At 71.6% G+C, this 25548-nt stretch carries 20 protein-coding genes and 2 tRNA genes; 17 read left to right on the top strand and 5 right to left on the bottom strand.

All coding sequences use genetic code 11. The features are described from left to right. Positions 1-123: 123 nt before the first annotated feature. Complete coding sequence (locus ACWCPM_RS00990; protein WP_450973987.1) at positions 124-708, top strand: biotin transporter BioY; 585 nt, start codon at positions 124-126, stop codon at positions 706-708. Between the two features lie 75 nt (positions 709-783). On the opposite strand, the gene ACWCPM_RS00985 is transcribed toward ACWCPM_RS00990, so the two are convergent. Next, positions 784-1494 carry a hypothetical protein gene (locus ACWCPM_RS00985; RefSeq protein WP_450973986.1) on the bottom strand — a complete coding sequence of 237 codons (711 nt, stop codon included), beginning with the start codon at positions 1492-1494 and terminating at the stop codon, positions 784-786. Positions 1495-1705: 211 nt separating this feature from the next. Here ACWCPM_RS00985 and ACWCPM_RS00980 point away from each other — a divergent pair, with 211 nt between their 5' ends. After that, on the top strand, positions 1706-3295 hold the full coding sequence (locus tag ACWCPM_RS00980) for a protein kinase domain-containing protein (RefSeq protein WP_450974089.1): 1590 nt from the start codon (positions 1706-1708) through the stop codon (positions 3293-3295). Positions 3296-3334: 39 nt separating this feature from the next. Here ACWCPM_RS00980 and ACWCPM_RS00975 read toward each other — a convergent pair whose 3' ends face one another. Next, positions 3335-4813 carry an amino acid permease gene (locus tag ACWCPM_RS00975; protein WP_450973985.1) on the bottom strand — a complete coding sequence of 493 codons (1479 nt, stop codon included), beginning with the start codon at positions 4811-4813 and terminating at the stop codon, positions 3335-3337. Between the two features lie 227 nt (positions 4814-5040). On the opposite strand from ACWCPM_RS00975, the gene ACWCPM_RS00970 reads away from it, so the two are divergent. Next, positions 5041-5529 carry a ribose-5-phosphate isomerase gene (locus tag ACWCPM_RS00970; protein ID WP_450973984.1) on the top strand — a complete coding sequence of 163 codons (489 nt, stop codon included), beginning with the start codon at positions 5041-5043 and terminating at the stop codon, positions 5527-5529. 63 nt (positions 5530-5592) lie between these two features. Next, the gene (locus ACWCPM_RS00965; protein ID WP_450973983.1) at positions 5593-6402 is read left to right on the top strand and encodes an Fpg/Nei family DNA glycosylase; all 810 of its coding nucleotides are present in this window, start codon (positions 5593-5595) and stop codon (positions 6400-6402) included. A gap of 28 nt (positions 6403-6430) precedes the next feature. Here ACWCPM_RS00965 and ACWCPM_RS00960 read toward each other — a convergent pair whose 3' ends face one another. After that, a complete protein-coding gene (locus ACWCPM_RS00960) occupies positions 6431-7684 on the bottom strand; it encodes a GNAT family N-acetyltransferase (protein WP_450973982.1) in 1254 nt (417 codons plus the stop codon). Positions 7685-7858: 174 nt separating this feature from the next. Between ACWCPM_RS00960 and ACWCPM_RS00955 the strand changes: the two genes are divergently transcribed. From ACWCPM_RS00955 to ACWCPM_RS00925, 7 genes are all read left to right on the top strand, one after another. Further along, positions 7859-9043 (top strand): PP2C family protein-serine/threonine phosphatase, encoded by a 1185-nt coding sequence (locus ACWCPM_RS00955; RefSeq protein ID WP_450973981.1) that lies wholly within the window; start codon positions 7859-7861, stop codon positions 9041-9043. Positions 9044-9460: 417 nt separating this feature from the next. Further along, on the top strand, positions 9461-9916 hold the full coding sequence (locus ACWCPM_RS00950; RefSeq protein ID WP_450973980.1) for an HD domain-containing protein: 456 nt from the start codon (positions 9461-9463) through the stop codon (positions 9914-9916). An 85-nt stretch (positions 9917-10001) separates the two neighbouring features. After that, positions 10002-10301, top strand: coding sequence for a hypothetical protein (locus tag ACWCPM_RS00945; RefSeq protein ID WP_450973979.1), 300 nt, complete (start codon positions 10002-10004; stop codon positions 10299-10301). 76 nt (positions 10302-10377) lie between these two features. Beyond that, positions 10378-11733, top strand: coding sequence for a type VII secretion integral membrane protein EccD (gene eccD / locus ACWCPM_RS00940; protein ID WP_450973978.1), 1356 nt, complete (start codon positions 10378-10380; stop codon positions 11731-11733). An 80-nt stretch (positions 11734-11813) separates the two neighbouring features. Next, positions 11814-13178, top strand: coding sequence for a nucleotide-binding protein (locus ACWCPM_RS00935; protein ID WP_450973977.1), 1365 nt, complete (start codon positions 11814-11816; stop codon positions 13176-13178). A gap of 34 nt (positions 13179-13212) precedes the next feature. Then, entirely contained in the window at positions 13213-17193 is a 3981-nt protein-coding gene (gene eccCa, locus ACWCPM_RS00930; RefSeq protein WP_450973976.1) for a type VII secretion protein EccCa, read from the top strand. A gap of 4 nt (positions 17194-17197) precedes the next feature. After that, positions 17198-18622 (top strand): DUF6177 family protein, encoded by a 1425-nt coding sequence (locus tag ACWCPM_RS00925; protein ID WP_450973975.1) that lies wholly within the window; start codon positions 17198-17200, stop codon positions 18620-18622. 71 nt (positions 18623-18693) lie between these two features. On the opposite strand, the gene ACWCPM_RS00920 is transcribed toward ACWCPM_RS00925, so the two are convergent. Next, positions 18694-19797, bottom strand: a complete 1104-nt coding sequence (locus ACWCPM_RS00920; protein ID WP_450973974.1) for an acyltransferase family protein — start codon at positions 19795-19797, stop codon at positions 18694-18696. A 398-nt stretch (positions 19798-20195) separates the two neighbouring features. On the opposite strand from ACWCPM_RS00920, the gene ACWCPM_RS00915 reads away from it, so the two are divergent. Further along, positions 20196-20390: a hypothetical protein gene (locus ACWCPM_RS00915; RefSeq protein ID WP_450973973.1), complete on the top strand. Its 195-nt coding sequence runs from the start codon at positions 20196-20198 to the stop codon at positions 20388-20390. 174 nt (positions 20391-20564) lie between these two features. Here ACWCPM_RS00915 and ACWCPM_RS00910 read toward each other — a convergent pair. Further along, positions 20565-20635: transfer RNA gene (locus ACWCPM_RS00910), tRNA-Gly, on the bottom strand. Between the two features lie 164 nt (positions 20636-20799). Between ACWCPM_RS00910 and ACWCPM_RS00905 the strand changes: the two genes are divergently transcribed. The 5 genes from ACWCPM_RS00905 (at position 20800) to clpX (ending at position 25490) form a co-directional block, all read left to right on the top strand. Further along, positions 20800-20876, top strand: a tRNA-Pro gene (locus ACWCPM_RS00905). Positions 20877-21046: 170 nt separating this feature from the next. Continuing rightward, positions 21047-22429 (top strand): trigger factor, encoded by a 1383-nt coding sequence (gene tig / locus ACWCPM_RS00900; RefSeq protein ID WP_450973972.1) that lies wholly within the window; start codon positions 21047-21049, stop codon positions 22427-22429. Positions 22430-22649: 220 nt separating this feature from the next. Further along, positions 22650-23258, top strand: coding sequence for an ATP-dependent Clp protease proteolytic subunit (locus ACWCPM_RS00895; protein WP_450974088.1), 609 nt, complete (start codon positions 22650-22652; stop codon positions 23256-23258). 77 nt (positions 23259-23335) lie between these two features. Further along, positions 23336-24016 (top strand): ATP-dependent Clp protease proteolytic subunit, encoded by a 681-nt coding sequence (locus tag ACWCPM_RS00890; RefSeq protein WP_450973971.1) that lies wholly within the window; start codon positions 23336-23338, stop codon positions 24014-24016. Between the two features lie 187 nt (positions 24017-24203). Continuing rightward, complete coding sequence (gene clpX / locus ACWCPM_RS00885) at positions 24204-25490, top strand: ATP-dependent Clp protease ATP-binding subunit ClpX (protein WP_450973970.1); 1287 nt, start codon at positions 24204-24206, stop codon at positions 25488-25490. The last annotated feature ends 58 nt before the right edge of the window (positions 25491-25548 follow it).

Here is a 25548-nt window from a genome sequence, read left to right as displayed (position 1 = left end):
CACTCTTTGTGAGGAGCCCACCACAGCGACGTCCGTCCCTTTGTCGGGCGGTGACGGTGGTCGGCCCTGGTGCCCTGGGTTAGCGTCACGGTGTCCCGAACCGCCCTCACTCGCGGAGTCCCCATGAGCACCGCTGCCGCAGCCCCCGCCCGCCCGGGCCAGGTCCTCGCCGACCTGCTTCCCGCCTCCCGCGTCCGCGACGTCGCGCTCGTCGTCGGTGGCGCCGTGCTCACCGGCCTCGCCGCCCAGCTCGCCGTGCCGGTCCCGGGCAGCCCGGTGCCGGTCACCGGCCAGACCTTCGCCGCGCTGCTCGTCGGCACCGCCCTCGGCGCCGGACGCGGCTTCCTCTCCCTCGCGCTGTACGGGCTCGCCGGCGTCGCCGGGATGCCGTGGTTCGCGGAGGCCGGCTCCGGCGCCGCCGCCCCGTCCTTCGGTTACGTCATCGGCCTGCTGCTCGCCGCCACCGCCGTCGGCGCGCTGGCCCGCCGGGGCGCCGACCGCTCGCCGTGGCGGACGGCGGGCGTGATGCTGCTGGGCGAGGCGATCATCTACGCGGTGGGCGTTCCGTACCTGGCCCTCGCCACCGGCATGTCCGCCTCCGCCGCGATCGCGGCCGGGCTCACGCCGTTCCTGATCGGGGACGCGCTGAAGGCGGCGCTCGCGATGGGCCTGCTGCCGGCCGCCTGGAAGCTCCTCGACAGGCGCTGACGGCCGAGTGGTCCCACGCAGGGCCGGGGCGCGCGACACCGCGCACCCCGGCCCTCCGCGTCTTCCGGGCCGCCGTCACGCAGGCCGGCGCCGTGACCACCACACTCCCGCGGCCCCCGCCGCGACCAGCGCGAGGCCGGCGGCGCCGAGCGGCAGGACGTCACGGGCGGGGCCGGTCCTGGGCAGTTCGTCGCCGCCCGGTGCCACCGGCTTGTTGTCGGTGCCGAGCAGCAGGGGGGTGGCCGGGGCGTTCGGCGACGGGTTCGTCGTGCCGAACGGGACCGGGCCCTGCTGCCAGAACGTCCTGCTCCCGTCGCCGTTCTGCACGGGCAGACAGATCTTGCCGGTCTTTCCGAGGTCGTAGGTCGCGTCGACGGCGTACGACTTCGACGCACCCGCCGCCAGGTCGTCCAGCGAGCAGGCGAAACCGCTGTTGGAACCCTCCGGCAGGTCGCCCTCCGGAATCGCGGAGCAGCCCTCGACATTCGTGACCGTCAGCCCGTCGAAACCGACGACCAGAAGTTTGACCGGACCGCTGTCCTGCGTCCCTCCGTTCTTCACCGTGGCGGTGATCGCCGTTTCCTTCGAATCGTTGTGGACCGAGATCTTCTCGGGCAGCAGCGTGGTCAGTTCCACTCCCGCCGGCGCTTTGTCGACGGCCTTTCCGCCTTTGTCGCTCCCCGGCCCCTGGTCGTCCGCCCCGGCCGTGCCGGAAAGGATCAGCACGGCCGAGAAAGATGCCGCCACCAGCGATCCGGTGATGGTCGCCCCATGAAATGAACGCATGTTCGCCCCCCTTGCCTGCGCCTGAATTCGCAGTACTTGAAGAGGTACCACAAGATTTCTCCGCACTATGCTGGTACGGCCTGACGTGTGGCTGTTGGGGCGTAATTGAGGGGGGTGCAGCGAATTGCCGGGAAATACGCGAAGTTCCGGTGTTCCGGGGTTACTGGTGGCAGGGCGCTATCGGTTGGCCGAAAGCATCGGTCAGGGGGGAATGGGGCGGGTGTGGCGAGCCGCCGACGAAATGCTCGACCGGCCGGTCGCGGTCAAGGAGATGCGCATCGACGGCCTGGACGCCGAGGACGCCCGTACCCGCCGCGAACGCACCCTGCGCGAGGCGCGGGCCACCGCGCGGATCGACCATCCCCACGTCGTGCGCGTCTATGACGTCGTGGACGAGGGGGAACGCCTGTGGATCGTCATGGAACTGGTGGCCGGGCGCTCGCTGGAGCAGATCACGGCCGAGGACGGGCCGCTCGGTCCGGGCGAGGCGGCGCGGATCGGGCTGGGGCTGGTGGAGGCGTTGCGCGAGGTGCACGCGCGCGGGGTGCTGCACCGCGACATCAAGCCGGGGAACGTGCTCGTCGAGGCGGCCGGCCGGCGGGTCGTGCTCACCGACTTCGGCATCGCCGCGATCCAGGACACCAAGGCGCTGACCATGGCCGGGATGCTGGTCGGCTCGCCCGACTACATGGCCCCCGAGCGGATCTCCGGGCGCCCGCAGGGCCCGCCGTCGGACGTCTGGTCGCTCGGGGCGACGCTGTCGGCGGCACTGGCCGGCCAGTCCCCCTTCTCCCGGCACACGACGCTGGCGACACTGCACGCGGTGCTCTACGAGGAGCCCGAAATCCCGCCGTCGGCCGGACCGCTGGGGCAGGTGCTGGGCGCTCTGCTGCGCAAGGAGCCGGACCTCCGGCCTGGCCTCGACGCGCTGGAGGCGGCGCTGCGCGCGGTGGCGTCGCCGGGACCCACACCGACCCCGACCGTGCCGGAGGCGGTGCGGGAGCGGCCGACGCCGGTGCTCGTGACGCCCTCGCCGCCCGGGCGCCGGCCGGCGGGCGGTGTCTCGCCGGAGCGGGCGCGGGCCGTGACCGAGCGGCGCCCGGCGCCGGGCGCCGCGGAGACACCGCCGGGCGGTGAGCCGCCGGGAACCGCGGTGCCGTCCGGACCCACCGGACGCCGGACGGCACGGACGGCGGTCGCCGCCGCGGCCGGTGTCCTCACGGCCGCCGCGGTGGCCGGGATCGTCTGGGCGGCGACGACCCCGGACGGCACCCGGGCGGACGGCAGGCCCTCGGCCTCCTCGGCCGGCGCCTCCGACACGGCCCCGGCGCCCGCCTCCACCTCTCCCACGGTCGCCGGTACCTCGCGGCCGCCGAGCCTGCCCCCCGGTGCCCGCGTGGAGGCGGGCGGGTACGCCTGGGTGACGCCCGGGGGCTGGCGGCGGGACGTGAGGACGGGGGCGGAGGTGCACTACACGTCACCCGAGGGCACCCAGGAACTGGTCGCCAAGTCCTCGCTGGCCCGGGGGGACCTCATGGACAGCTGGCGCACCTCCGAGCGCAACGCGCACCAGGGGCGGGACTACCGCAAGATCCGGCTGGAGGAGACCACGTTCCGCGGCCACCCGGCGGTGGTCTGGGAGTACGCCTTCACGCTGGACGGCGTCCCCTGGCGCGCCCGGCTGCTCGGCTTCGACGCGGGAGGGAAGTCGTACCAGATCAACACCTGGTACCAGCCGGCCGGGGAGGACGGCGCGCTCGCGGTCTACGAGGACGTGAAAAAGAGCTTCACGCCGCTGTGAGGGGACACAGCGGCGTGAAGCTCTTTGGCAGGGCCGTGCCTAGTCGCGCACCTTGGCGGGCCGCGCGGCGGTCTCGACGGGCTTGCGCCCGCCGACCCGCCGGCGTACCACGGCGGCGGCGAGCACCAGGGCGGCGACGAGCAGCGACAGCAGCACGGTCCTGCGTCCGTCGTGTTCGGTGTCGGTCAGCATGTAGCCGAGCACGAAGACGATGAGCGCGGCGGTCGCCCAGGTCAGGTACGGGTACAGCCACATCCGCACGACCAGCTTCTCGGGCGACTCCCGCTCGATGATCTTCCGCATCCGCAGCTGGGAGAAGCAGATCACCAGCCAGACGAACAGGGCGACGGCGCCGGAGGAGTTCACCAGGAACAGGAAGACCGAGTCCGGGAACCTGTAGTTGAAGAACACGGCGACGAAGCCGAAGACGACGGAGACGAGGATCGCCGTGCGCGGCACCCCCCGGCCGGTCGTCCGGGCGAAGGACTTCGGCGCGTCACCGCGCCGGCCGAGCGAGAAGGCCATGCGCGAGGCGGTGTAGAGGCCGGAGTTGAGACAGGACAGCACCGACGTCAGCACGATGAAGTTCATGATCTGACCGGCGTGCGGGATGCCGAGGGAGTCCAGCGCGGCGACGTACGAGCCGTCGTCGGCGATGGACTTGCTGTCCCACGGGAGCAGGGTCACCACGACGAAGATCGAGCCGAGGTAGAAGACGGCCACACGCCAGATGATGCTGTTGGTGGCCTTGGTGACGGCCCGCTGCGGGTTCTCGGACTCACCGGCGGCCAGCGTGGCGATCTCGCTGCCCATGAAGGAGAAGACGACGAGCAGCACACCGGTGAGGATCGCGCCCGGCCCGTTGGGCAGGAAGCCGCCGTGTCCGGTCAGGTTCGCCAGTCCCGCCTGTTCGCTGTCCACGCCCGGGAGCAGGCCGAAGACGGCCAGACCGCCGATGACGACGAACGCGGCGATCGCGACGACCTTGATCCCCGCGAACCAGAACTCGAACTCGCCGTACGACCCGACGGAGACGAGGTTGGTCGCGGTCAGCACCACCATCACGATCAGGGCCCAGGCCCACTGCGGGACGGCCGGGATCCAGCCCTCCAGGATCACCGCGCCGGCGGTCGCCTCGACCGCCAGCACGACGACCCAGAAGAACCAGTACAGCCAGCCGATGGAGAACCCGGCCCAGCTGCCGAGCGCCCGGTCGGCGTGCGCGGAGAACGAACCCGAGGTCGGGTTGGCGGCCGACATCTCACCGAGCATGCGCATCACCAGCACCACGAGCGTGCCGACGAGAGCGTAGGAGAGAAGGATGCCGGGACCGGCGGTGGCGATACCGGACGAGGACCCCACGAAGAGTCCGGCGCCGATGACACCGCCGATGGCGATCATCGACAGATGGCGGTTCTTGAGCCCTGCCTGGAGACCGGATCCGGAACCGGGATCGCCGGTTCCCTCGGGGCCTCCGGGGCCGCTTCCGGCCTTAGTCAGGGTCGGCTGCGAAGTCATGGGACGGATTTCCTTTGCGCCGGGTGAGCAATTCCCCCGTACGAGCGGCGTACGAGTCGTACGAGCGGCGTACGAGTCGGACCAGTGAATCTGAGGTGAACTGATTCTTGAACCTTTGATTCTGGATCGTTACTTGAGGTTTTCCTGAGGATCGGTGGCGTTGCTCACATTTTTCGGTCCCGCCACCCGACCCTGCTGCCCCGCCCGCCGCATGTCACACTCGTCCCATGCGCGTGTATCTCGGCTCCGACCATGCCGGTTTCGAACTGAAGAACCACCTCGTCGAGTGGCTCAAGGCGGCCGGCCATGAGCCCGTCGACTGCGGCCCTCACGTCTACGACGCCCAGGACGACTACCCGCCGTTCTGCCTCCGCGCCGCGGAGCGCACCGTCGCCGACCCCGGCGCCCTCGGCATCGTCATCGGCGGCTCGGGCAACGGCGAGCAGATCGCCGCGAACAAGGTCGAGGGCGTCCGCGCCGTACTCGCCTGGAGCGCGGAGACGGCCGCGCTCGGCCGCGAGCACAACGACGCCAACGTGATCTCCATCGGCGCCCGCATGCACTCCCGGGACGAGGCGACGAAGTTCGCCGAGACCTTCCTGAACACGCCGTTCACCGGCGAGGAGCGCCACGCCCGCCGTATCGCGATGCTGGCCGCGTACGAGACCGCGGGCGAACTGCCGCCGATCCCGGCGCACCACCCGCAGCAGGACTGAGCCGGCGGGACCCAGTCAGCAGCACCGAGACCCCTCCCGGGGGGCTGGAAGGAACCGCGGGACGTGCCAGAGGGCCACACGATCCACCGGCTGGCGCACGACTACGCCGCCCGCTTCTCCGGCACGGCCCCCCGGGTCACCAGCCCCCAGGGCAAGTTCTCCGACGCCGCGGACCTCCTCGACGGGGCCGTCCTCACGGCGACCGAGGCCCACGGCAAGCACCTCTTCCTGCGCTTCCGCGACGCCGACTGGGTCCACATCCACCTGGGCCTGTTCGGCAAGGTCACCTTCGGTGACGCGCCCGCCCCGCCGCCCACCGACACCGTCCGCCTGCGTCTGTCCGGCGACACCGGGTACGTCGACCTGCGCGGGCCGACCACCTGCGCCCTCGTCACCGGCGAGGAGAAGCGGGCGATACACGACCGGCTCGGCCCCGACCCGCTCCGCGACGACGCCGACCCCGGCGCCGCCCTCCGGCGGATCTCCCGCAGCCGCAGCACGATCGCCGCGCTGCTCATGGACCAGAAGGTCATCGCCGGGGTCGGCAACGTCTACCGCGCGGAGGTCCTCTTCCGGCACGGGATCGACCCGTACCGCCCGGGGCGGGACATCACGCCCGCCGAGTGGGACGCGATCTGGAGCGACCTCGTCGGCCTCATGCGCGAGGGCGTGCGGAACAACCGCATCGACACGGTCCGCCCCGAGCACACCCCCGAGGCCATGGGCCGCCCACCGCGCGTCGACGACCACGGCGGCGAGGTCTACGTCTACCGCCGGGACCGGCGGCCCTGCCACCTCTGCGGCGACGAGATCCGCACCGCCGGCCTCGCCGCCCGCAACCTCTTCTGGTGCCCCGGCTGCCAGCGCGCCTGACCCGGCCCCCCGGCCCGCCCCCGGCCCCTCAGAAACCGTGCGGCAGCCAGGGCGCCACGGTGCTCCCGAACCCGACCGCGGCCTCCGCCAGCGCCCCGGTCCGGATCTCCCGCACCCGCCCGGCCGCCGCCAGCGCCCCGAGGCCCACCCCACCGAGATAAGCGGCCCCCAACTCCCGCACGGACAGGGCGAGATCGGCCGCGTCCGTGGTCCGTGCGCACGACGCGCCCTTGGAGTCCCCGGTCAGCCGCCAACGCCCCGCGTTCCAGGGACAGAAGTCGTCCTCCACCTCGAACACGACGTCCACCGGCACCTGGTACGTCCGGGCCTGAAGCGCCGCCTGGAGATCCACCAGCCGCAAGAAGAGCGAGTCCCGCGACCGCGGCCGGCACCGCCGGCGGTCGGACACCTGGTACTGCCACCCCTCGTCGGCCGGCCGCCCCCGCACGGACAGCGTCGTCGTCAGGTCGACCCCGAACAGGAACCGCCACAACGCGCCCTCCGTCGCCGGATCGAGGCCCGCCAGGTCCGTCAGCACCACCGTGCCGTCGTGCCCCGCCTCACCCCATCCGAGCTTGACCCGGAAGCGCGCGTACCCCGAGACCTCGCCGTCCCGCTCGGCGACGACGCACTGCAACGGTGACGCCCCGTCCCGCTCGCCCTCCGGATCGAGCAGGCCCAGCCGCTCCCACCCCGGCCGCCGCGCCAGCATCCCGGGCCGCGACGGCACCAGCCGGGCGTAGACGCCCTCGCACACGTCGAGGACCTCGGCGGGTGCCGCGTACCGCAGCCGTACGTCATCGGCGGCGGCCGGCACCGACAGCCTTACCCGGCCGGTGTCGATGTCCGCGCTGAGCCCGTAGGTCGCGGCGCCGTACCCGAACCGGCCGTAGATCGCCGGCTCCGACGCGGTCAGCACCGCCAGCGGTTCACCCCAGGACCGTACGTCGTCCAGCTGCCGTCGCATCATGGACGTCAGCACCCCGCGCCGGCGGTGCGTGGCCGCCACCCCGACCATCGTCACGCCCGCCGTGGCCACCGACGCCCCGCCGGGCACGGTCAGCCGGAACGAGAACGCCCCCGCCGTCCCCACGCAGGCGTCGCCCTCCCAGACGCCCAGCGAGCGGTCGATCTCGGTGAGCGCGTTCCACAGCTCCCGCTCCTCGGTGGTCTCCGGCACCCCGCCGAAGGAGCGGATCAGGGTGTCGTACCAGGGATCCCAGTCGTCCGGTCGCAGCACGCGCGGCTCGCTGTCCGAGCCGGTCGGGAAGTCGGTTGCCATGAGGCCATGCCTACCAGGGCGCACCGGGGAGCGGCGAGGGAATTTTCCCCGACTTCGCCGGGACGGCGGCGGGCCGGCCTTCCGTGAAGTTCACTGTGGAGTCGAACCCCGGACGGGGGACAACCGGGACCTCCCGTGCCAAGCGGCTGGTCCGATGGATAGGGTCCCGAACTGATGACAGCAGGACGAGAGCCGCGCACCGCGGCCGAGACGCTCACGGCCCGGTTGAAGATGCGCTGGCACCGGGTCCGCGTCGGCCTGCGCAGAAGCGCCGTCGACTACTTCCGCGGCGACGGCTCCGACTGGATCGCGCTGGCCGGTCTGCTGCTCACCATTCCCCTCATCACCGCCGGTACGCTCGCCAACTCGGTGTGGTGCACCCCGGCCGTCCTGGTCCTGCCGATCGTCGCCGGTGGTCTGCTGCTGCGCCCGGCCAGCCTGCTCGGCCTTTATGCGGCGGCCGCCACCGCCCTGATCGTGGAGTCGATACAGCTCGGCCCCTACACGGAGGGCCCGTCCCGGGTGACGCCGGGGGTCGTCCTCGTCGTCGCCGCGTGCGGCTTCTTCGGTCTGCTGATCGCCCAGTTCCGCAGCCGCGTCGGCGTGCCGTGGCGGCGCGGCGGCACGATGCTGTTCGACCTGCGGGAACGCATCCGGGTCCAGAGCGAGCTGCCGGCGCTGCCGCAGGGCTGGCACCACGAGATGGCGCTGCGGCCGGCGGGCGGCCAGTCCTTCTCCGGCGACTTCGTGGTCGCGGCCCGTACGAACGGCGGCCGCACCCTGGAGGTCGTCCTCACCGACGTGTCCGGCAAGGGCATGGACGCCGGCTCGCGCGCCCTGCTGCTGTCGGGCGCCTTCGGCGGCCTCCTCGGCAGTCTGCCCCCGCACGCCTTCCTGCCCGCCGCGAACGGCTATCTGCTGCGCCAGGACTGGCAGGAGGGCTTCGCCACCTCCATCCACCTCGTGCTGGACCTCGACACCGGCGACTACGAGTTGTACTCCGCCGGCCATCCGCCCGGGCTGCAGCTCAGCGCGGGCAGCGGCCGCTGGGAGGAGAAGGCCGCCGAGGGCCCGCTGCTGGGGGTGTACGACGGCGCCCACTTCGACCCCGTGAAGGGGTCGCTCAGGACGGGCGACGTACTGATGCTGTTCACCGACGGCCTGGTGGAGACCTCCGACCGCGACATCGTCGAGGGCATCGACCGCCTCACGGGCGAGGCGGACCGCTACGTCCCCGCCGGCTTCCAGGGCGCCGCCTGGCACCTCATCGAGGCGGTCGCGAAGGACGTCAACGACGACCGCGCCCTGCTGCTGATCTGCCGCCAGGGCCCGACTGCCCAGTCCGCCGCCGCCCACTGACCGTCCCGCGGGGGATGGTCATGGATCTGTGTCCCCTCTGCGACTGCCGTCACCTCTCGATCGCGTGAGCAGGGTCGGGTGTGCATGCGCGGTTCCAGGGGTTGTCGGCGTATCACCAGGCGCCGGAGGCGGAGCAGTTGTGAGGAGGGGGCCCTCCTCATGTGCAGGTTCTGCGGAGGTTCGCCCGCTGTGGGGGTCGCCTTCCGTGCCCATCGCGGGCTCGTCGTCCTCATGGGTGCAAGAGGACGGACGGACCCCTGTGCATGACCTGTGGGCCGGCCGTGCACCGGACCCGGGGACACATCGTGACGGGGCTGTCGGGAGGGGATTGAAAAGCCGCGAGGGGCCGCCGCATCCGGCTGTACGCATGGCGCGTCCATGTCTTATGTTGCGGAAGCGAAGTCAGGGGGGAGCCGCATGCCGCAGGAGATGAGTCTGACCGAGGTCGAGGCCGTCGCCCGCACCGCGCACGCCGGGCAGACGGACAAGGCCGGACGGCCGTACGCCGAGCATCTGTCGGCAGTCGCCGAGGGGGTGCGCGCCCGCGGCGGGGAGGACGACCTCGTCGCCGCCGCCTGGCTGCACGACGCGGTCGAGGACGGCGCGTTGAGCGAGGAGTGGCTGACGCGCGCCGCGCTGCCGCAGCGCACCAAGGACGTCGTACGGGCCGTCACCAAGCGGCCGGAGGAGGATCCGCAGGCGTACGCGCGCCGGATTCTCGCCACGCCCGGGGCGCGGCTCGTGAAGGCCGCGGACCTCGCGCACAACGCCGACCCGGACCGCCTCGCCGTGCTCGACGAGCACACGGCGCGGCGGCTGACGCACAAGTACGCCACCATGCGCGCCCTCCTCGGGCTCGCCCCCGGCGACTGACGACCGCACGTCCCCATGCGCCACGCGCACGAAGAACACGAACACGAAGAACACGAAGACCTCTACGGCACGGGACGACGACTGAATGGCACGGGACTACGACAGCCAGCTGCTGGAGTCGGTGGCGGTACGCCGGCGCCGGATGCGCGACGCCCTGCTGTTCGGCGCGCAGCGCGCCCGGCGCACGGCCGACGAGCGGCTCGGCAAGATCTTCGCGGGCATCGCCATCGCCGCCGTTCTGTGCGCCGGCTGCATCGGCTGGTCCTTCGTCCAGTCCACCCTCGCCAAGCAGCGGGCCGAACAGGAGAAGCAGCGCCAGCAGCAGGAGCAGATGTACGACCCGTCGCCCGGCAGGTCCGCCGACGGCGGTGAGGAGAAGCAGTGAACCCGGAGTGCGTGACCGACGTGGGGACGTTTTCCGGCGCCGATGGCCGAAACGACGCGATGATAGGTTCCGGTGAGTGGTGAGTACATCAACGACGTCACGGACCCGACTGAGCCGGGTCACCCTGGTCGGTGAGCGACGACGGGCCGACATCGTTCTGCCGTCGGACACACCGATCGGCCAACTGCTCCCCGACATACTGCAGTTGCTCGACGACCGGGCCGCCACCCGTCCTCACACACGGCAACTCATCGGCACCGACGGCTCGGTGCTCCCACACGAGGCCACACTGTCCTCGGCCGAGGTCCCGGACGGCGCCGTACTGCGCCTGGTGCGCGCCCACGCCGCACCGCCCGCCCCGGTCGTGCACGACGTCACCGACCAGGTCGCCGACGACCTCGACCTGCGCGCCTGGCGCTGGCGTCCGACCGCGCGCCGGGCGAGCGCGGGCGTGGCCACCTTCGCCTTCGCCGTGGCGGCGGCGGTGCTGGCCCGCCGGGAGTTCGGGCCGGAGTCCGTCGCGACCACGCTCCTGGCCGTGACCGCCGTCTTCCTGATCGCCGGCGCGGTGGCGGCGAGGACCGGCGGGGGCAACGTGGCACTCGCCAGCGCCCTGCTCCTCGCCTCCGGCGGGCTCGGCGTGCTCGCCGCGTGGACCACGGCCGACGCCTACGACTGGCCCGGCACCGCCCGGCTTGCCGGGGTCGTCACCGCTCTGGTGCTCACCCTCGTCCTGCTCGCCTTCTTCTCACCACTGGGCCGCGGCGGCCTCATCGGTGCCGGCACGGCCGCCGTGATCACCCTCGTGTGGGAGGCCGTCGCCGCCGTGCAGGACCGGCCCGAGCGGATCGGCGCCGTGATGGCGGTGTTCTCCGTGGTGCTGCTCGGCCTGCTGCCCCGGCTCGCGCTGATGGCCTCCGGCCTCACCGGGCTCGACGACCGCCGCTCCACCGGCACTTCGGTCAGCCGGCACGAGGTCGGCAACGCGCTCGCCGCCACCCACCGCGGTCTCGCGCTGGCCACCGTGGTCACCGCCGCCTCGGCCGCCGCCGGCGGTTGGCTGCTGACCACGGGTGAGGACCCGGCCGCCTGGTCGGTGGTGCTGGCCTCGCTCACCGCGGTCGTCCTGCTGTCCCGGGCGCGGGCCTTCCCGCTGGTCGCCGAGGTCGTGGCACTGTTCGTGGCGGCGGGACTCCTCGTCGTACGGCTCGCGGTGCTGTGGCTGGACCACGCGGGCGGTGCCGGTGCGCTCGTCGTACTGGCCGCCGCGGCGCTGCTGCCGCTGCTGGTCCTCGCGATCGAGCCGCCGGAGCACGTCCGGGTACGGCTGCGGCGTCTGGCCGATCTGGTCGAGTCCCTCGGAGTGATCGGGCTCTTCCCGCTCGCCATCGGGGTGTTCGGCATCTACGGGCAACTGCTCAACAAGTTCTGAGGCTTCGAACACCAGACGCCGACGCGCGTCGCTCCGGGCGGGACGACGAAGCGGGAGCGCCGCGGGAGGGAAAGGGCGACATGCCGAGCGGGGACAACTGGCAGGGCGATGTCCTGCGCGACCTGAGGGCCGGCGCGGCCGGACAGCGTGCCGCGCAGCCGGGCGCCCGGTCCGGGGAACAGCCCGGCGCGCGGCCGGACCAGGCGCACCCACCACAGGAACAGCCGCAGCTGCAGCAGCCGTCGTCAGGCGTGCCGGGCCCCCACCCCGGCACCGGCCCGGCGTACGGCCACCCCCAGGCACAGCCTCCCCAGGCACACAACCCCCAAGGCCGGCAGCCCGACCCCGCCTACGGCCACCCCCAGCAGCAGCCCGCCCCCGAGGTCCCGCAGCAGCAGGCACCGTACGGCCACGCCCCGCAGCAGCCCGCCCACGGCCACCCGCAGCACGCCGGCCAGGGGCACCCCGAGGCCCAGCAGCAGCCCGCGCCCGCCCCGGCCCGCCGTGCCCCGGCCTCCCGCGCCACCCCCGACACCCGTCCCGTCGTCGACAGGCGGATCGCCGAAACCGGCCTCAAGCCGCGCCGCGGCGAGCCGTTCGGCACCCGCGCCCTGCGCGCCGTCCGCCGTACCGTCTCCTCGTCCGCCGCGCGCGAGGTCGCCGAGACGACGGCCACCGCCGAGGTGCTCCAGCAGACCGTCACCACCGGCCGGCAGATCGCGGTCACGTCCATCCGCGGCGGCTCCGGCAAGACGACCGTGGCCGCCCTGCTCGGCACCACGTACGCGCACTACCGGCAGGACCCCGTGCTCGTCGTCGAGGCCGACCCGGCGCTCGGCTCGCTGCCGCTGCGGCTCGGCGCGGAGAACCTGCGCTGGACCACCGGCGACCTCGCCGACGTCGTCGAACCGCAGATGTCGCTGCTCGACGTCACCGGCTACCTCGTCCAACTGCCCGACAACGCCTGGCTGCTGCCGGGCAGTCAGGGCCAGGTCGGCGCCATGCTCGACACCCGCGCCTACGAGCGCGTCATGGTGTCGCTGCGCCGCTACTTCGGGGTGACCGTCGTCGACTGCGAGACGCTGCCCGCCGAGGTGGCCCGCACGGCGCTGTCGGCCGCCCAGGCCCGCGTGCTGACCGTGCCCGCCACCCTGGAGGGCGTCGCCAGCACCCACGCGGTGCTCCAGTGGATGCGCGGACTTCCCCGCGACATCACCACCTCGACGGTCGTCGTGCTCACCGAGACGGTGCCGCACGCCGGTGTCGACCTGGACAAGGCCGCCGAACCACTGAAGGCGACCGGCGCGAGCGTACGCGTCCTGCCCTACGACCGGCATCTCGCGGCGGGCGGCGCCATCCGCACCGACCTGCTCGCGCGGGCCACCCGGCAGGCCGCCGCCGGCCTCGCCGCCGAGGTCTTCCAACTGTCCCAGAAGCGCCGTTGAGCTCCCCGAAAGGGAACCCCCAGAGGCAAGGACGATGAGCACCCGACTGATCCACCGCCCGGCCCGGACCACCCGTCCCCCTGCCGCCCCCGCGTCGCGCACCATAGAGGCCCCGCCCAACCTGCCCGACGGCAAGACGGGTTCGATCGCGACCTCGCTGCTGCCCGTCGCCGGTGTGATGTCGTCCGTCGTGATGATGACGGTCGTGCGCAACAGCCAGTTCGCGGCGCTGGGCGCGATCATCCTCGTCGTCACCATCATCGGCTCGCTGATCCTGGTGTTCTCCCAGCGCGGCAAGGCCCAGCGCACCCGCCGCACCCAGCGCGAGGCGTATCTCGCCTACCTGGAGGACCTGCGGGAGGAACTGTCCGACGAGGAGCGCGAGCGCCGGGAACGCGCCCAGGTGCTCAACCCGCCGCCGGACGCCCTCTACGACATCGTGCGCGACCCGGCCCGGCTGTGGGAACGGCGCCGCATGGACGGCGACTTCCTGCGCGTGCGCGTCGGCACCGGCGAGATGCCGGTACGCGACCTGCGGATCGGCGACCAGGGCTCCTCCGTGCTCACCCCGCCCGACCAGTTCATGCTGAACGAGGCGTCCGCACTGGTCTCGCGCTTCGGCACCGGCACCGAACTCCCGCTCACCGTCCCGCTCGACCGGGTCGGCAACATCAGCGTCATCGGCCGTCGCGAGGACACCCTCAGGGTCGCCCGCGCGCTGCTCGTGCAGGCCGCCGCCACCCACGCCCCCGACGACGTGGCGATGGCGCTGGCCGCGCCCGGCGACCGGATCGGCGACTGGGAGTGGGCCAAGTGGCTGCCCCACATGCTCGACGGAGAGCAGTTCGACGGGCCCGTCGCCGCCCGCCGGATCGCCCCCTCCGTGCCCCAGCTGGCCCGGCAGATCGGCCCCGAGCTGCGCCGCCGCGCCTCCTACGCGGCCGAGGTGCGCCGCGGACTGTCGGGCCGGGACGCGCTCGCCATGTCCTCGCGGCTGATCGTCGTCGCCGACGCGCACGGCGACGACGCCGTGGACCTGCCGCGCCCCGACGACGCGGTCGGCCTGCGCGAGATGGGCGTCAGCGTGCTCCACCTGCTCGACGAGCGGGTGCGGGAACCCGGCAGCGTCGGCGTCCGCATCACCGTCGACGGCGAGCACGTCGTCATCGAGGACCTGCGCGAGAGCGAGCCGATCAGCGCCCACGGCACCGTCGACGAGGTCGGCACCGCCTTCGCCGAGGGCCTGGCCCGGATGCTGGCCCCGCTGCGGCTGTCCGCCGACTCCATGGGCGCCGACGCCCCGCTCACCGGCCCCGTCGACTTCGCCGAACTGCTCGGCATCGACGACGTGGCCCGCCTGGACCTGGACCGGCTGTGGGCGCCGCGTGGCGAACGGGCGTTCCTGCGCGTGCCGATCGGCATCAGCGACTCCCGCGAGCCCGTCCTGCTCGACCTCAAGGAGTCATCCGAGCTCGGCATGGGCCCGCACGGCCTGTGCGTCGGCGCGACCGGCTCCGGGAAGTCCGAGCTGCTGCGCACCCTCGTGCTCGCGCTGGTCGCCACCCACCCGCCGGAGGACCTCGCCCTCGTCCTCGTCGACTACAAGGGCGGCGCCACGTTCGCGCCCTTCGCCGACCTGCCGCACGTGGCCGGCGTCATCACCAACCTGGAGAACCAGGCGGGCCTCGTCGAGCGCGTCCACTCCTCCCTGGCCGGCGAGGTCAAGCGCCGCCAGCAGGTGCTCAAGAACGCGGGCAACGTCGCCGACATCGGCCACTACGCCGCCCTGCGCGCCGAGAAGCGCCCCGACCTGGAGCCGCTGCCGCACCTGTTCGTGGTGATCGACGAGTTCGGCGAACTCCTCACCGCCAAGCCCGACTTCATCGACCTGTTCCTGTCCATCGGCCGGATCGGCCGGTCCATCGGCGTGCACCTGCTGCTGTCCAGCCAGCGCATCGAGGGCGGCAAGCTCAAGGGCCTGGACACCTACCTGTCCTACCGGCTGGGTCTGCGCACCTTCTCCGCCGACGAGTCCCGCACCGTGCTCGACACCACGGACGCCTTCCACCTGCCCCCGCTGCCCGGCTTCGGCTACCTCAAGGTCGACACCAGCCACTACGAGCGGTTCAAGGCGAGCTACGTCTCCGGCGGCTACACCGGCCCCGTGCAGCGCGACACCGAGGACACCGGACCGCTCGCCCTGGCCTACGACGCGTACAACTCGCTCGGCGAGGAGTCCGCCGCCGCCCCCGTGGAGAAGCCGCAGATGCGCCGCCGGGAGACCGGGCCCACCGAGATGGGCGTGATGATCGACCAGCTCCAAGGCGCCGGCGCGCGACCCGTGCGGCAGATCTGGCTGCCCCCGCTGCCCGCCGCCGTCGCCCTCGACAAGGTCGCCGGCCCCGTCGAGGTCGGCCCGCGCGGCATGCAGTTGGCCAAGCGGAGCGGCCCGCTGCGGGTGCCGCTCGGCGTCCTCGACGACCCCACCAAGCAGTGGCAGGGCCAGTGGTACCTGGACCTCACGCTGGCCGGCGGCCACGCGGCCGTCATCGGCGGCCCCGCCTCAGGCAAGACCACCCTGCTGCGCACCCTCGCCCTCTCCCTGGCGCTGACGCACACCCCGCAGGAGGTCGGCGTCTACGGCCTCGACCTGGTCGGCGGCGGTCTGCAGGCGCTGTCCGGGCTGCCGCACGTCGGCGGCATCGCCGGCCGCGCGGACCGGGAGCGCGCCGCGCGCACCATCGAGTCGGTGCGGGCCATGCTCGACCAGCGGGAGGAGCTCTTCCGCGTCCACTCCGTCGACTCGCTCGAACAACTGCGCACCCTGCGCGCCGCGGGCCGTGTCACCGAGCTGGCCTCCACGGAGATCGTGCTCCTCATCGACGGCTTCGGCGCGCTGCGCGACGACTTCGAGGAACTGGACGACGCGGTCGCCGACATCCTCAAGCGCGGCAGCGGCTACGGCATCCACGTCGTCGCCGGCATGCTCCGCTGGAACGACGTGCGCATCGCCACCCAGTCCCAGTTCGGCACCCGCGTCGAGCTGCGCCTGAACGATCCCGGCGAGTCCAGCATCGAGCGCAAGCTCGCCCAGACCCTCTCTCCCGAGGAGAAGGGCCGCGTCCTGACCGACGGCAAGCTGTTCGCCCAGGTCGCCCTGCCCCGCACCGACTCCCTCGCCGACACCGCCGACCTCGGTGCCGTCCTGGAGCGAGCCGCCCGCACGGTCCGCGCCACCTGGTCCGGCGACGTCGCCCAGCCGGTGCGCGTACTGCCGCACGTCCTGGAACCCGACCTCCTGCCCACCCCGGCCGCCGAGCCGCGCCGCGTCCCCATCGGCCTGGACCAGACCCAACTCGCCCCGGTACTGCTGGATCTGTTCCACCACGACCAGCATCTGCTGATCATGGGCGACAGCGAGTGCGGCAAGACCAACCTGCTCAAGGTGATCACCCAGGGCCTGATGGAGCGCCACAGCGAGGACGAACTGGTCTTCGGCGTCTTCGACCCGCGCCGCGGACTGCGCGGCGCGATCCCCGAGGAGTACCGGGGCGGCTACGCCTACAACGCCAAGCTCAGCGCGGGCCTCGCCGCCGGCATCGCCTCCGAACTCGACAAGCGGCTCCCCGACGAGGACGGCGACGGCGCCGACCTGGAACCCGGCAGCTTCTCCGGCCCCCGGATCGTGATCCTCGTCGACGACTACGACGTGCTGACCACCGCCGGCCAGCAGCCGCTGGCGCCCTTCGTGCCGTACATCCCCTCGGCCGTCGACATCGGCCTGCACTTCATCCTGACCCGGCGCGTCGCGGGCGCCTCGCGCGGTCTGTACGAGCCGATGCTGCAGAGCCTGCGCGAGTCGGGCGCCTCGGCGCTGGTGATGGCGGGCGACCGCAGCGAGGGCCAGCTCTTCCCGGGCGTCTACGCGAGCGCGCAGCCGCCGGGCCGGGGCACGCTGCTCCGTCGCGGCGAGCCCACCCGCCTCATCCAGACCGTCTACGCGGGGACCAGGTGAACCCATGACCAAGGACGTCATCGCTCTGACGAAGAAGATGCCCGACCCGCTGAGCGTGCTCGCGGGCCTGCTCTCCGGCGGCCCCGACAAGCTGGTGGGCGCCGAGGGCGACGGAGCCGTGGTGCGCCTCTGCGACGAACAGGGCCGTCCGCTCGTCACCGTCGAGGCACCCCTGCTCGTGCAGGTCCGCGGCGAGGCCGAACGGCTGCTCGGGGCGCGCGAGCCGGAGGCGCCGTACTGGTGGACCGAGGCCCGCGCCACCACCGGCGTCAAGGAGGCCGAGGAACTCGCCGGGACCTTCGCCGCCCGGCTCGCCACCCTCGTCGGCGGCACCGCCTGGCCCCGCGAGGCCGCGCGGTCGATGGGCGTGGTCCGGACCGACGGTATCGGCGTCGTACCGGCCCGGGCCGCCGCCCAGCCCGCCGTCGACGTCCTCACCGACAAGGTCGCCGTCGTCATCCAGGACCGCCCCGTCGTGGCGATGACCGCGTGGCTCGCGGACGCCTTCCGGGCCGCCGCCGACGCCGGACGCGGACTGCAGATCGTCACCCCGGCGGGCACCCGGATGTCCCCGGCCGTCCGCAACGCCCTGCCCGGCTGGCCCTCGCGCTGGGTGGTGCAGGACGAGCGTGACGGCTACTACGACGGCCTGTCCGGAGCCGTCCTGCGCTGGGACAACGGCCTCTTCGTCACCGTCGAGTCCCCGGAGGCGACCCCCGAGGACCCGCGCACACCGATCGCGCGCACCTTCGGGGAGGGCGTCCAGGACTCCGGCGAACGCCAACTCGCCCTCTCCTTCCGTACGGTCCACCCGGCCGACGACCGCCTGGTGCTCGGCGGCGCCGTCGAAGCCGTGTGGCGGACGATCACCGGGGAACCCCCGGCCGGCTGGGGCACCGAGGAACCCGCCAACCTGCCCTGGTCACTGCGGCAGCTGACCGACGTGGCCCACGAGCGCGCTCCCGAACCGACCTGGCTGGTCGTCGTCGGCACGCCCGAGCGTCCGGGTCTCGCGACCGTGCGGATCACCCGGACCGAGGCCGGCGTCGAGGAGGACGTCACCATGGCGTTCGGCTACGGCGCGCACGAGGACGTGCCGGACGAGACGGTGCCGGCCGCGGCGGAGGCCCTCGCCACCCGGCACGACCTCCAGTCGATGCTGGTGCAGATCCGCCGGGCCCGCCGCGACCTGTCCGTACCGCCCCGCTTCGAGGGCCCGGGCGTGCCGTACGCGTTCGTCCTGGGCGCCGAGGAGGTCCGTACGATGCCCGGTGACCGGGCCCGGCGCACCCCGCTCGCGGAGCGCCCGCGCGAACTCGGCCCGCGCACCCGCCCGGCGCTGTACTACCCGCTGCCCGGCGACCCTTCGGACCTGTCGGGCTGGCAGGACTTCGAGCGCCTCATGCGGCATCTGAAGGGCGCGTCCTGAGTCCGACCGGTTCATGCACACGGGGCGGGCCTCCCACCGCCGCAGGCGCGGTGGGAGGCCCGCCCCGTACTTCACGCCACCGGCGCCTTCTCCGTGGCCTTGGCCTCGGCCCGCTCCGCCGCCTTCCCCGCGGCCCTCTCCCGCTCCCGCGCGCTCTCGGCCGCGTCCTGCCGGAACGCCCATGCCATCCTCGGCTCCACCGCGAACCGGAAGACGCGCCGCACGGGCCCGGTGCACAGCAGCGTGACGGCGGCCGCCGCGAGCACGCTCACGAGGATCTGGCCGGACGGCCGGTGCAGCCACTCGGGCTCGAACCAGCCGCGGTAGCCGCCGGCCTTCACCAGGAAGCCGTGCAGCAGATAGCCGTACAGCGTGCCCGCGCCCAGTGCCGTGAACCACATCCGCCGGCCCGGCACCCAGGCGAAGAAGCAGGCGGTCAGCACCAGCGAGCTGCCGAACATGGCGAGCACCATCACCGGTCCCACCCACCACGGCGCGCCCATCTGCTGTGCGGCGTCGCGGTGGTAGAACCACCCGGTGCCCATCCGAGGGACCGTCCACCAGGCGACCGCCGACGCGACCGCGAAGACCGGCAGCGCCAGGATCCGCACCGACCGCCGGCGCACCATCCGGAAATGCTCCGGCTTCACGCACAGGCCCAGCACGAAGTACGGCAGGAACTGGAGCACCCGCTGGAGATCGAGGTCCTCACCGATCGACGGGGTGAGGGAGGCCAGCATGGCGATGCCGAGCGCGAGGGGCAACGGCCAACGCACCAGATTCCACAGGGGAGTGGTGAGCCGCCAGACGAACAGCGCGACCAGGAACCAGGTCAGATACCAGGGGTCGAGCAGACTGATGTTTTGACCCGGATCGTCGTCGACGACACGCTTGAAGAGGGGATAGGCGGTCTCGAAGATGATGTACGGCACAGCGACGCCGGTGACCAGTCTTTTCAACCGGTCGGGGCGCATGTCGAAACTGCGCGAGAAGTACCCGGAGATGATGATGAACGCCGGCATGTGGAACGCGTACACAACGCGGTACACGCTCTCCAGGATCCGGCTGTCCCCCTTCAGCGGCTCCCATGCGTGAGCCACCGCCACCAGGACGATCGCCAGATACTTGGCGTTGTCGAAGAAGGCATCGCGCTGTTTGACCTGTGCCTGAGACATCTGAGGCACCTTAGCCCCGTCCGCGGGCTCCCGTAAAACTCCCCACGTCATTCCGGGTTCAGTCGTACGTCACCTTTGTTCAGGCGCTGAGAAACCCAGGAAATCCGAGAAAACGGGCAATTTGAAATAACCCCGTGCATGCCGTGGGGCGGCGATGTGTGGGTGTGGAAACGATCAGGTTGAATTTCCGCGACCTCGGCGCGTCAATTCCCTTGCGGGGCGCGCGCGATGGGCGCTCGGGGCGTGGCGGAGTGCGCCGGGGTGCGGCGCTGGTGTGGCCGGGGTTACGTCACGCGCCGCATAGGGGAAGCCTGTTGGTGGCACGATGGTTCTGGCGGGGGTTGCGCGGGCATGTGGCCCCGGCCGGGAGAGCGGACCGACCGAGGGTGTGATCAGTTGTGGCCATTTCACTGTCAGTGGTGCTGCTGTTGGCGATCATCCTGGTGGTGATGATGCGAGGGGGCTCGATCAAGGCGGGGCCCGCCATAGTGGCGATACTGTTCGGCTTCTTCCTCGCCTCGACGGGGATGGCTCCGTCGATCAGTCGCTTTCTCGATTCGATAGCCGACACGATCAACTCGATCAACTTCTGACGGCAGTCCCGATCGGCTACGGGCGGCCGGATCGCTTCGGGCGGACGGATCGGCTTCCGGGTGCGCCCCGGGTGGCGGCGGCTCGACCGCTCCGGCCGGCCGCCTGCGGCCGGTCCCGGAACGCCTCAGGGCCTGGCAGGAGGCTGAACCTCCTGCCAGGCCCTGAGCCGACAGAGCGGGCGACGGGAATCGAACCCGCGTAGCCAGTTTGGAAGACTGGGGCTCTACCATTGAGCTACGCCCGCGCACGACGCGCCGCAGGACGGTAGCCCGCAGCACTGCAGGCATCGTAGCGGGTCGGCCACCCTCACCGCACACCCCGTTCCGTCCGCACGTCCGCGGCGCAGCGCCGTCGGGAAATGCGGCAGCCCCTCTGCCTGCGGGCATGTACCCTACGTGTCGCACCAGACGGGGTGTGGCGCAGCTTGGTAGCGCGTCCGCTTTGGGAGCGGAAGGCCGTGGGTTCAAATCCCGCCACCCCGACCAGTCACCCGATCACCCCACGTGATCGCCTTTTGGGCCGTGTAGCCGCTGCCGTTACTATGCAAGCTGCACGCCCGTGTGTCTCATCACCGATAGTCCTCCGGGCGGCCACTCCGCCGGGCCCGTCGGGCGCCGGCAGAAACCCGAGAAGCCAGCCACAAGGAGACCGAACCGTGAAGAGCGCCGTGGAGAACCTGAACCCGACCCGGGTTCGGCTCACTGTCGAGGTGCCCTTCGAGGAGCTCAAGGACAGCCTCGACGCGGCGTACAAGAAGATCAACCAGCAGGTCACGGTGAAGGGCTTCCGCAAGGGCAAGATTCCCGCCCGGGTCATCGACCAGCGGTTCGGCCGTGGTGCCGTGCTGGAGGAGGCCGTCAACGACGCGCTTCCGAAGTTCTACACGGAGGCGGTCAACGAGGCCGAGCTCAACGTGCTGGGCCAGCCCGAGGTCGACATCACCGAGCTGAAGGACAACGAGCTGCTGTCCTTCACCGCCGAGGTGGACGTCCGCCCGGCCATCGAGATCCCGGACTACTCCGGTATCGAGGTCGAGGTCGACGCCGTCGAGGTCACCGAAGAGGACATCGACAAGTCGGTCGAGCAGCTGCGCGAGCGCTTCGCCTCCACCACCCCGGTGGAGCGCGCCGCCGAGGACGGCGACGTCGTCACCGTCGACCTGGAGGCCAAGGTCGGCGGCGAGGTCCTGGAGGACGGCGTCGCGAACGGCGTCACCTACACCATCGGCTCCGGCGAGCTGCTGGACGGCATCGACGCCGCCGTGACGGGCGTGGAGGCCGGTGGCGAGGCCACCTTCACCTCCGAGCTCAAGGGCGGCTCCGCGGCCGGTCAGGAGGCCGAGGTCACCGTCAAGGTCACCCAGGTCGCCAAGCGTGAACTGCCCGAGCTGGACGACGAGTTCGCGCAGCTCGCCTCGGAGTTCGACACGCTGGACGAGCTGAAGGCCGACAGCCGCAAGCGCCTGGAGAACATGAAGCAGTTCGACCAGGCCACGCAGGCCCAGGAGCGCGTCCTGGAGAAGCTGCTGGAGCTCGTCGAGGTGCCCGTCCCCGAGAAGCTCCTCGAGGACGAGATCAACACCCGCAAGCACAACCTGGAGCACCACCAGCTCGGCCAGATGGGCCTCGACCTCGCGAAGTACCTGGAGATCCAGGGCAAGACCGAGGAGGAGTTCGACACCGAGACCAGCGAGGCCGCGGTCAAGGGCATCAAGACCCAGTTCGTCCTCGACGAGCTGGTCAAGCAGGAGAAGCTCAACGTCAGCCAGGACGAGCTCACCGAGCACCTGATGCGCCGTGCCGCCTCCTCCGGCATGTCCCCCGACCAGTTCGCCCAGGCCGTCGTGGAGCAGGGCCAGGTTCCGCTCCTGGTCGGCGAGGTCGCCCGCGGCAAGGCCCTCGCGGTCGTCGTCGAGGCCGCCACGGTCAAGGACACCAACGGCGAGATCGTCGACCTCGAGGACGAGGAGGACGACGAGGTCGAGGCCGCCGAGGCCGAGACCGAGCAGTCCGCCGAGGTCACCGAGGGTGACAAGTAGGACCACGCGGCGTAGACAGCCGTAGGAAGGGCCCCGGGACCATCGTGCCCGGGGCCCTTTTGCCGTACGAGCACCCCCGGCCCACGCCGCTACGCCCCCGGCGAACACTCCCGTCTCCGGGATTCCCCGAAGGGACCCGCGCGTTAGGGTCCATGAATACGACACGTGAGACGGCCCCAGCGCCGTCGGAAGACGAGCAGGTGGATACGTGACGAATCTGATGCCTTCGGCCGGCGAGCCCTCCATCGGTGGCGGCCTCGGCGACCAGGTCTACAACCGGCTGCTCGGCGAGCGGATCATCTTCCTCGGCCAGCCGGTCGACGACGACATCGCCAACAAGATCACCGCACAACTGCTGCTCCTTGCCGCCGACCCGGACAAGGACATCTACCTCTACATCAACAGCCCCGGCGGCTCGATCACGGCCGGCATGGCGATCTACGACACCATGCAGTTCATCAAGAACGACGTGGTCACCATCGCCATGGGCCTCGCGGCCTCGATGGGCCAGTTCCTGCTCAGCGCGGGCACTCCCGGCAAGCGCTTCGCGCTGCCGAACGCCGAGATCCTGATCCACCAGCCCTCCGCCGGTCTCGCCGGCTCGGCCTCGGACATCAAGATCCACGCCGAGCGGCTGCTGCACACCAAGAAGCGCATGGCCGAGCTGACCTCCCAGCACACGGGCCAGTCGGTCGAGCAGATCACCCGCGACTCGGACCGCGACCGCTGGTTCGACGCCTTCGAGGCCAAGCAGTACGGCCTCATCGACGACGTCATCCCCACGGCTGCCGGCATGCCGGGCGGCGGCGGCACCGGCGCGGCCTCCTAGCGGCCTCCAGGGCCCTCCGGGGCCCGTAGCCGCCCAGGAGCCCCCAGCCACCGCCCCAGCCCCTTTCAGGAGACACCGTGAACGACTTCCCCGGCAGCGGCCTCTACGACCGCACGCGCGCCGAGTACACCGGCCCGCAGGCCGAGTCCCGCTATGTGATCCCGCGCTTCGTGGAGCGCACCTCCCAGGGCATTCGCGAGTACGACCCGTACGCGAAGCTCTTCGAGGAGCGCGTGATCTTCCTCGGCGTCCAGATCGACGACGCCTCCGCCAACGACGTCATGGCGCAGTTGCTGTGCCTGGAGTCGATGGACCCCGACCGCGACATCTCGGTCTACATCAACAGCCCCGGCGGCTCCTTCACCGCGCTGACGGCGATCTACGACACGATGCAGTTCGTCAAGCCGGACGTCCAGACGGTCTGCATGGGCCAGGCGGCGTCCGCCGCGGCCGTCCTGCTGGCCGCCGGCACGCCCGGCAAGCGCATGGCGCTGCCGAACGCGCGTGTCCTGATCCACCAGCCGTACAGCGAGACCGGCCGCGGTCAGGTCTCCGACCTGGAGATCGCCGCGAACGAGATCCTGCGGATGCGCGCGCAGCTGGAGGAGATGCTGTCCAAGCACTCCACCCAGTCGATCGACAAGATCCGTGAGGACATCGAGCGCGACAAGATCCTCACCGCCGAGGACGCGCTGGAGTACGGCCTGATCGACCAGATCATCTCCACCCGCAAGATGAACAACCCGACGGTCCGCTGACGCGGATCGGGTAATGTACGCCGCTCCTTGGCACGGTGTGACACTGTGCGTGGCAAGGTGCACGTCAAAGTGAACCGTGCCAAGGGGGGCCCGAACGGGGGGCTCGGCAAGGTACCGTCGGACATAAGGCAGCACCAGGAGACGCCGGACCCGTCCGGTCGTCTCCCAGGCGAAGGGGAAGCACACCGTGGCACGCATCGGTGACGGCGGCGATCTGCTCAAGTGCTCGTTCTGCGGCAAGAGCCAGAAGCAGGTCAAGAAGCTCATCGCAGGCCCCGGTGTGTACATCTGCGACGAGTGCATCGATCTCTGCAACGAGATCATCGAGGAAGAGCTCGCGGAGACCAGCGAGGTGCGCTGGGAGGAACTGCCCAAGCCCCGCGAGATCTACGAGTTCCTCGAGGGGTATGTGGTGGGCCAGGAGGCGGCGAAGAAGGCCCTCTCCGTGGCCGTCTACAACCACTACAAGCGCGTCCAGGCCGGGGAGAACGGCGGCGCCCAAGGCCGCGACGACGCCATCGAGTTGGCGAAGTCCAACATCCTGCTGCTGGGCCCCACGGGCTCGGGCAAGACGCTCCTCGCGCAGACCCTGGCGCGCATGCTGAACGTCCCGTTCGCCATCGCCGACGCGACCGCGCTGACGGAGGCGGGCTACGTCGGCGAGGACGTCGAGAACATCCTGCTGAAGCTGATCCAGGCGGCCGACTACGACGTCAAGAAGGCCGAGACCGGGATCATCTACATCGACGAGATCGACAAGGTCGCGCGGAAGAGTGAAAACCCCTCCATCACAAGGGACGTGAGCGGCGAGGGCGTTCAGCAGGCCCTGCTGAAGATCCTGGAGGGCACCACCGCCTCCGTGCCGCCGCAGGGCGGACGCAAGCACCCGCACCAGGAGTTCATCCAGATCGACACGACGAACGTGCTGTTCATCGTGGGCGGCGCCTTCGCCGGACTGGAGAAGATCATCGAGTCCCGGGCGGGCGCCAAGGGCATCGGCTTCGGCGCGACGATCCGCTCGAAGCGCGAGCTGGAGGCCAAGGACCAGTTCCAGGACGTCATGCCCGAGGACCTGGTCAAGTTCGGCATGATCCCCGAGTTCATCGGCCGGCTGCCCGTCATCACCTCGGTGCACAACCTCGACCGCGAGGCCCTGCTCCAGATCCTGGTCGAGCCGCGCAACGCCCTGATGAAGCAGTACCAGCGCCTCTTCGAACTCGACGGCGTGGAGCTGGACTTCGAGCGCGAGGCCCTCGAAGCCATCGCCGACCAGGCCATCCTCCGCCAGACCGGCGCGCGCGGCCTGCGCGCCATCATGGAGGAAGTCCTCATGTCCGTGATGTACGAGGTCCCGTCCCGCAAGGACGTCGCCCGCGTCGTCGTCACGGCGGACGTCGTCCACTCCCACGTCAACCCGACGCTGATCCCGCGCGACGCCCGCGGCCGCGGGTCGGGCGAGCAGAAGTCCGCGTAGCCCGCGTAGCAGCACAAGAGAAGGGGCCCCGGTCAACAGACCGGGGCCCCTTCTCGGT

Source organism: Streptomyces sp. NPDC002309, from assembly GCF_053593375.1.
Note: the sequence above shows the minus strand (reverse complement) of the source record. Positions and strands in the feature narration are given on the sequence as shown.

What these genes read in the sequence shown, in the direction of transcription:
- eccCa (WP_450973976.1), top strand. Translation starts at nt 13,213, where the DNA reads ATGAGCACCCGACTGATCCACCGCCCGGCCCGGACCACCCGTCCCCCT.
- ACWCPM_RS00950 (WP_450973980.1), top strand. Translation starts at nt 9,461, where the DNA reads ATGCCGCAGGAGATGAGTCTGACCGAGGTCGAGGCCGTCGCCCGCACC.
- ACWCPM_RS00895 (WP_450974088.1), top strand. Translation starts at nt 22,650, where the DNA reads ATGCCTTCGGCCGGCGAGCCCTCCATCGGTGGCGGCCTCGGCGACCAG.
- ACWCPM_RS00935 (WP_450973977.1), top strand. Translation starts at nt 11,814, where the DNA reads ATGCCGAGCGGGGACAACTGGCAGGGCGATGTCCTGCGCGACCTGAGG.
- ACWCPM_RS00920 (WP_450973974.1), bottom strand. Translation starts at nt 19,797, where the DNA reads ATGTCTCAGGCACAGGTCAAACAGCGCGATGCCTTCTTCGACAACGCC.
- ACWCPM_RS00955 (WP_450973981.1), top strand. Translation starts at nt 7,859, where the DNA reads ATGACAGCAGGACGAGAGCCGCGCACCGCGGCCGAGACGCTCACGGCC.
- ACWCPM_RS00925 (WP_450973975.1), top strand. Translation starts at nt 17,198, where the DNA reads ATGACCAAGGACGTCATCGCTCTGACGAAGAAGATGCCCGACCCGCTG.
- ACWCPM_RS00990 (WP_450973987.1), top strand. Translation starts at nt 124, where the DNA reads ATGAGCACCGCTGCCGCAGCCCCCGCCCGCCCGGGCCAGGTCCTCGCC.
- ACWCPM_RS00980 (WP_450974089.1), top strand. Translation starts at nt 1,706, where the DNA reads ATGGGGCGGGTGTGGCGAGCCGCCGACGAAATGCTCGACCGGCCGGTC.
- ACWCPM_RS00960 (WP_450973982.1), bottom strand. Translation starts at nt 7,684, where the DNA reads ATGGCAACCGACTTCCCGACCGGCTCGGACAGCGAGCCGCGCGTGCTG.
- ACWCPM_RS00970 (WP_450973984.1), top strand. Translation starts at nt 5,041, where the DNA reads ATGCGCGTGTATCTCGGCTCCGACCATGCCGGTTTCGAACTGAAGAAC.
- ACWCPM_RS00985 (WP_450973986.1), bottom strand. Translation starts at nt 1,494, where the DNA reads ATGCGTTCATTTCATGGGGCGACCATCACCGGATCGCTGGTGGCGGCA.
- ACWCPM_RS00975 (WP_450973985.1), bottom strand. Translation starts at nt 4,813, where the DNA reads ATGACTTCGCAGCCGACCCTGACTAAGGCCGGAAGCGGCCCCGGAGGC.
- ACWCPM_RS00945 (WP_450973979.1), top strand. Translation starts at nt 10,002, where the DNA reads ATGGCACGGGACTACGACAGCCAGCTGCTGGAGTCGGTGGCGGTACGC.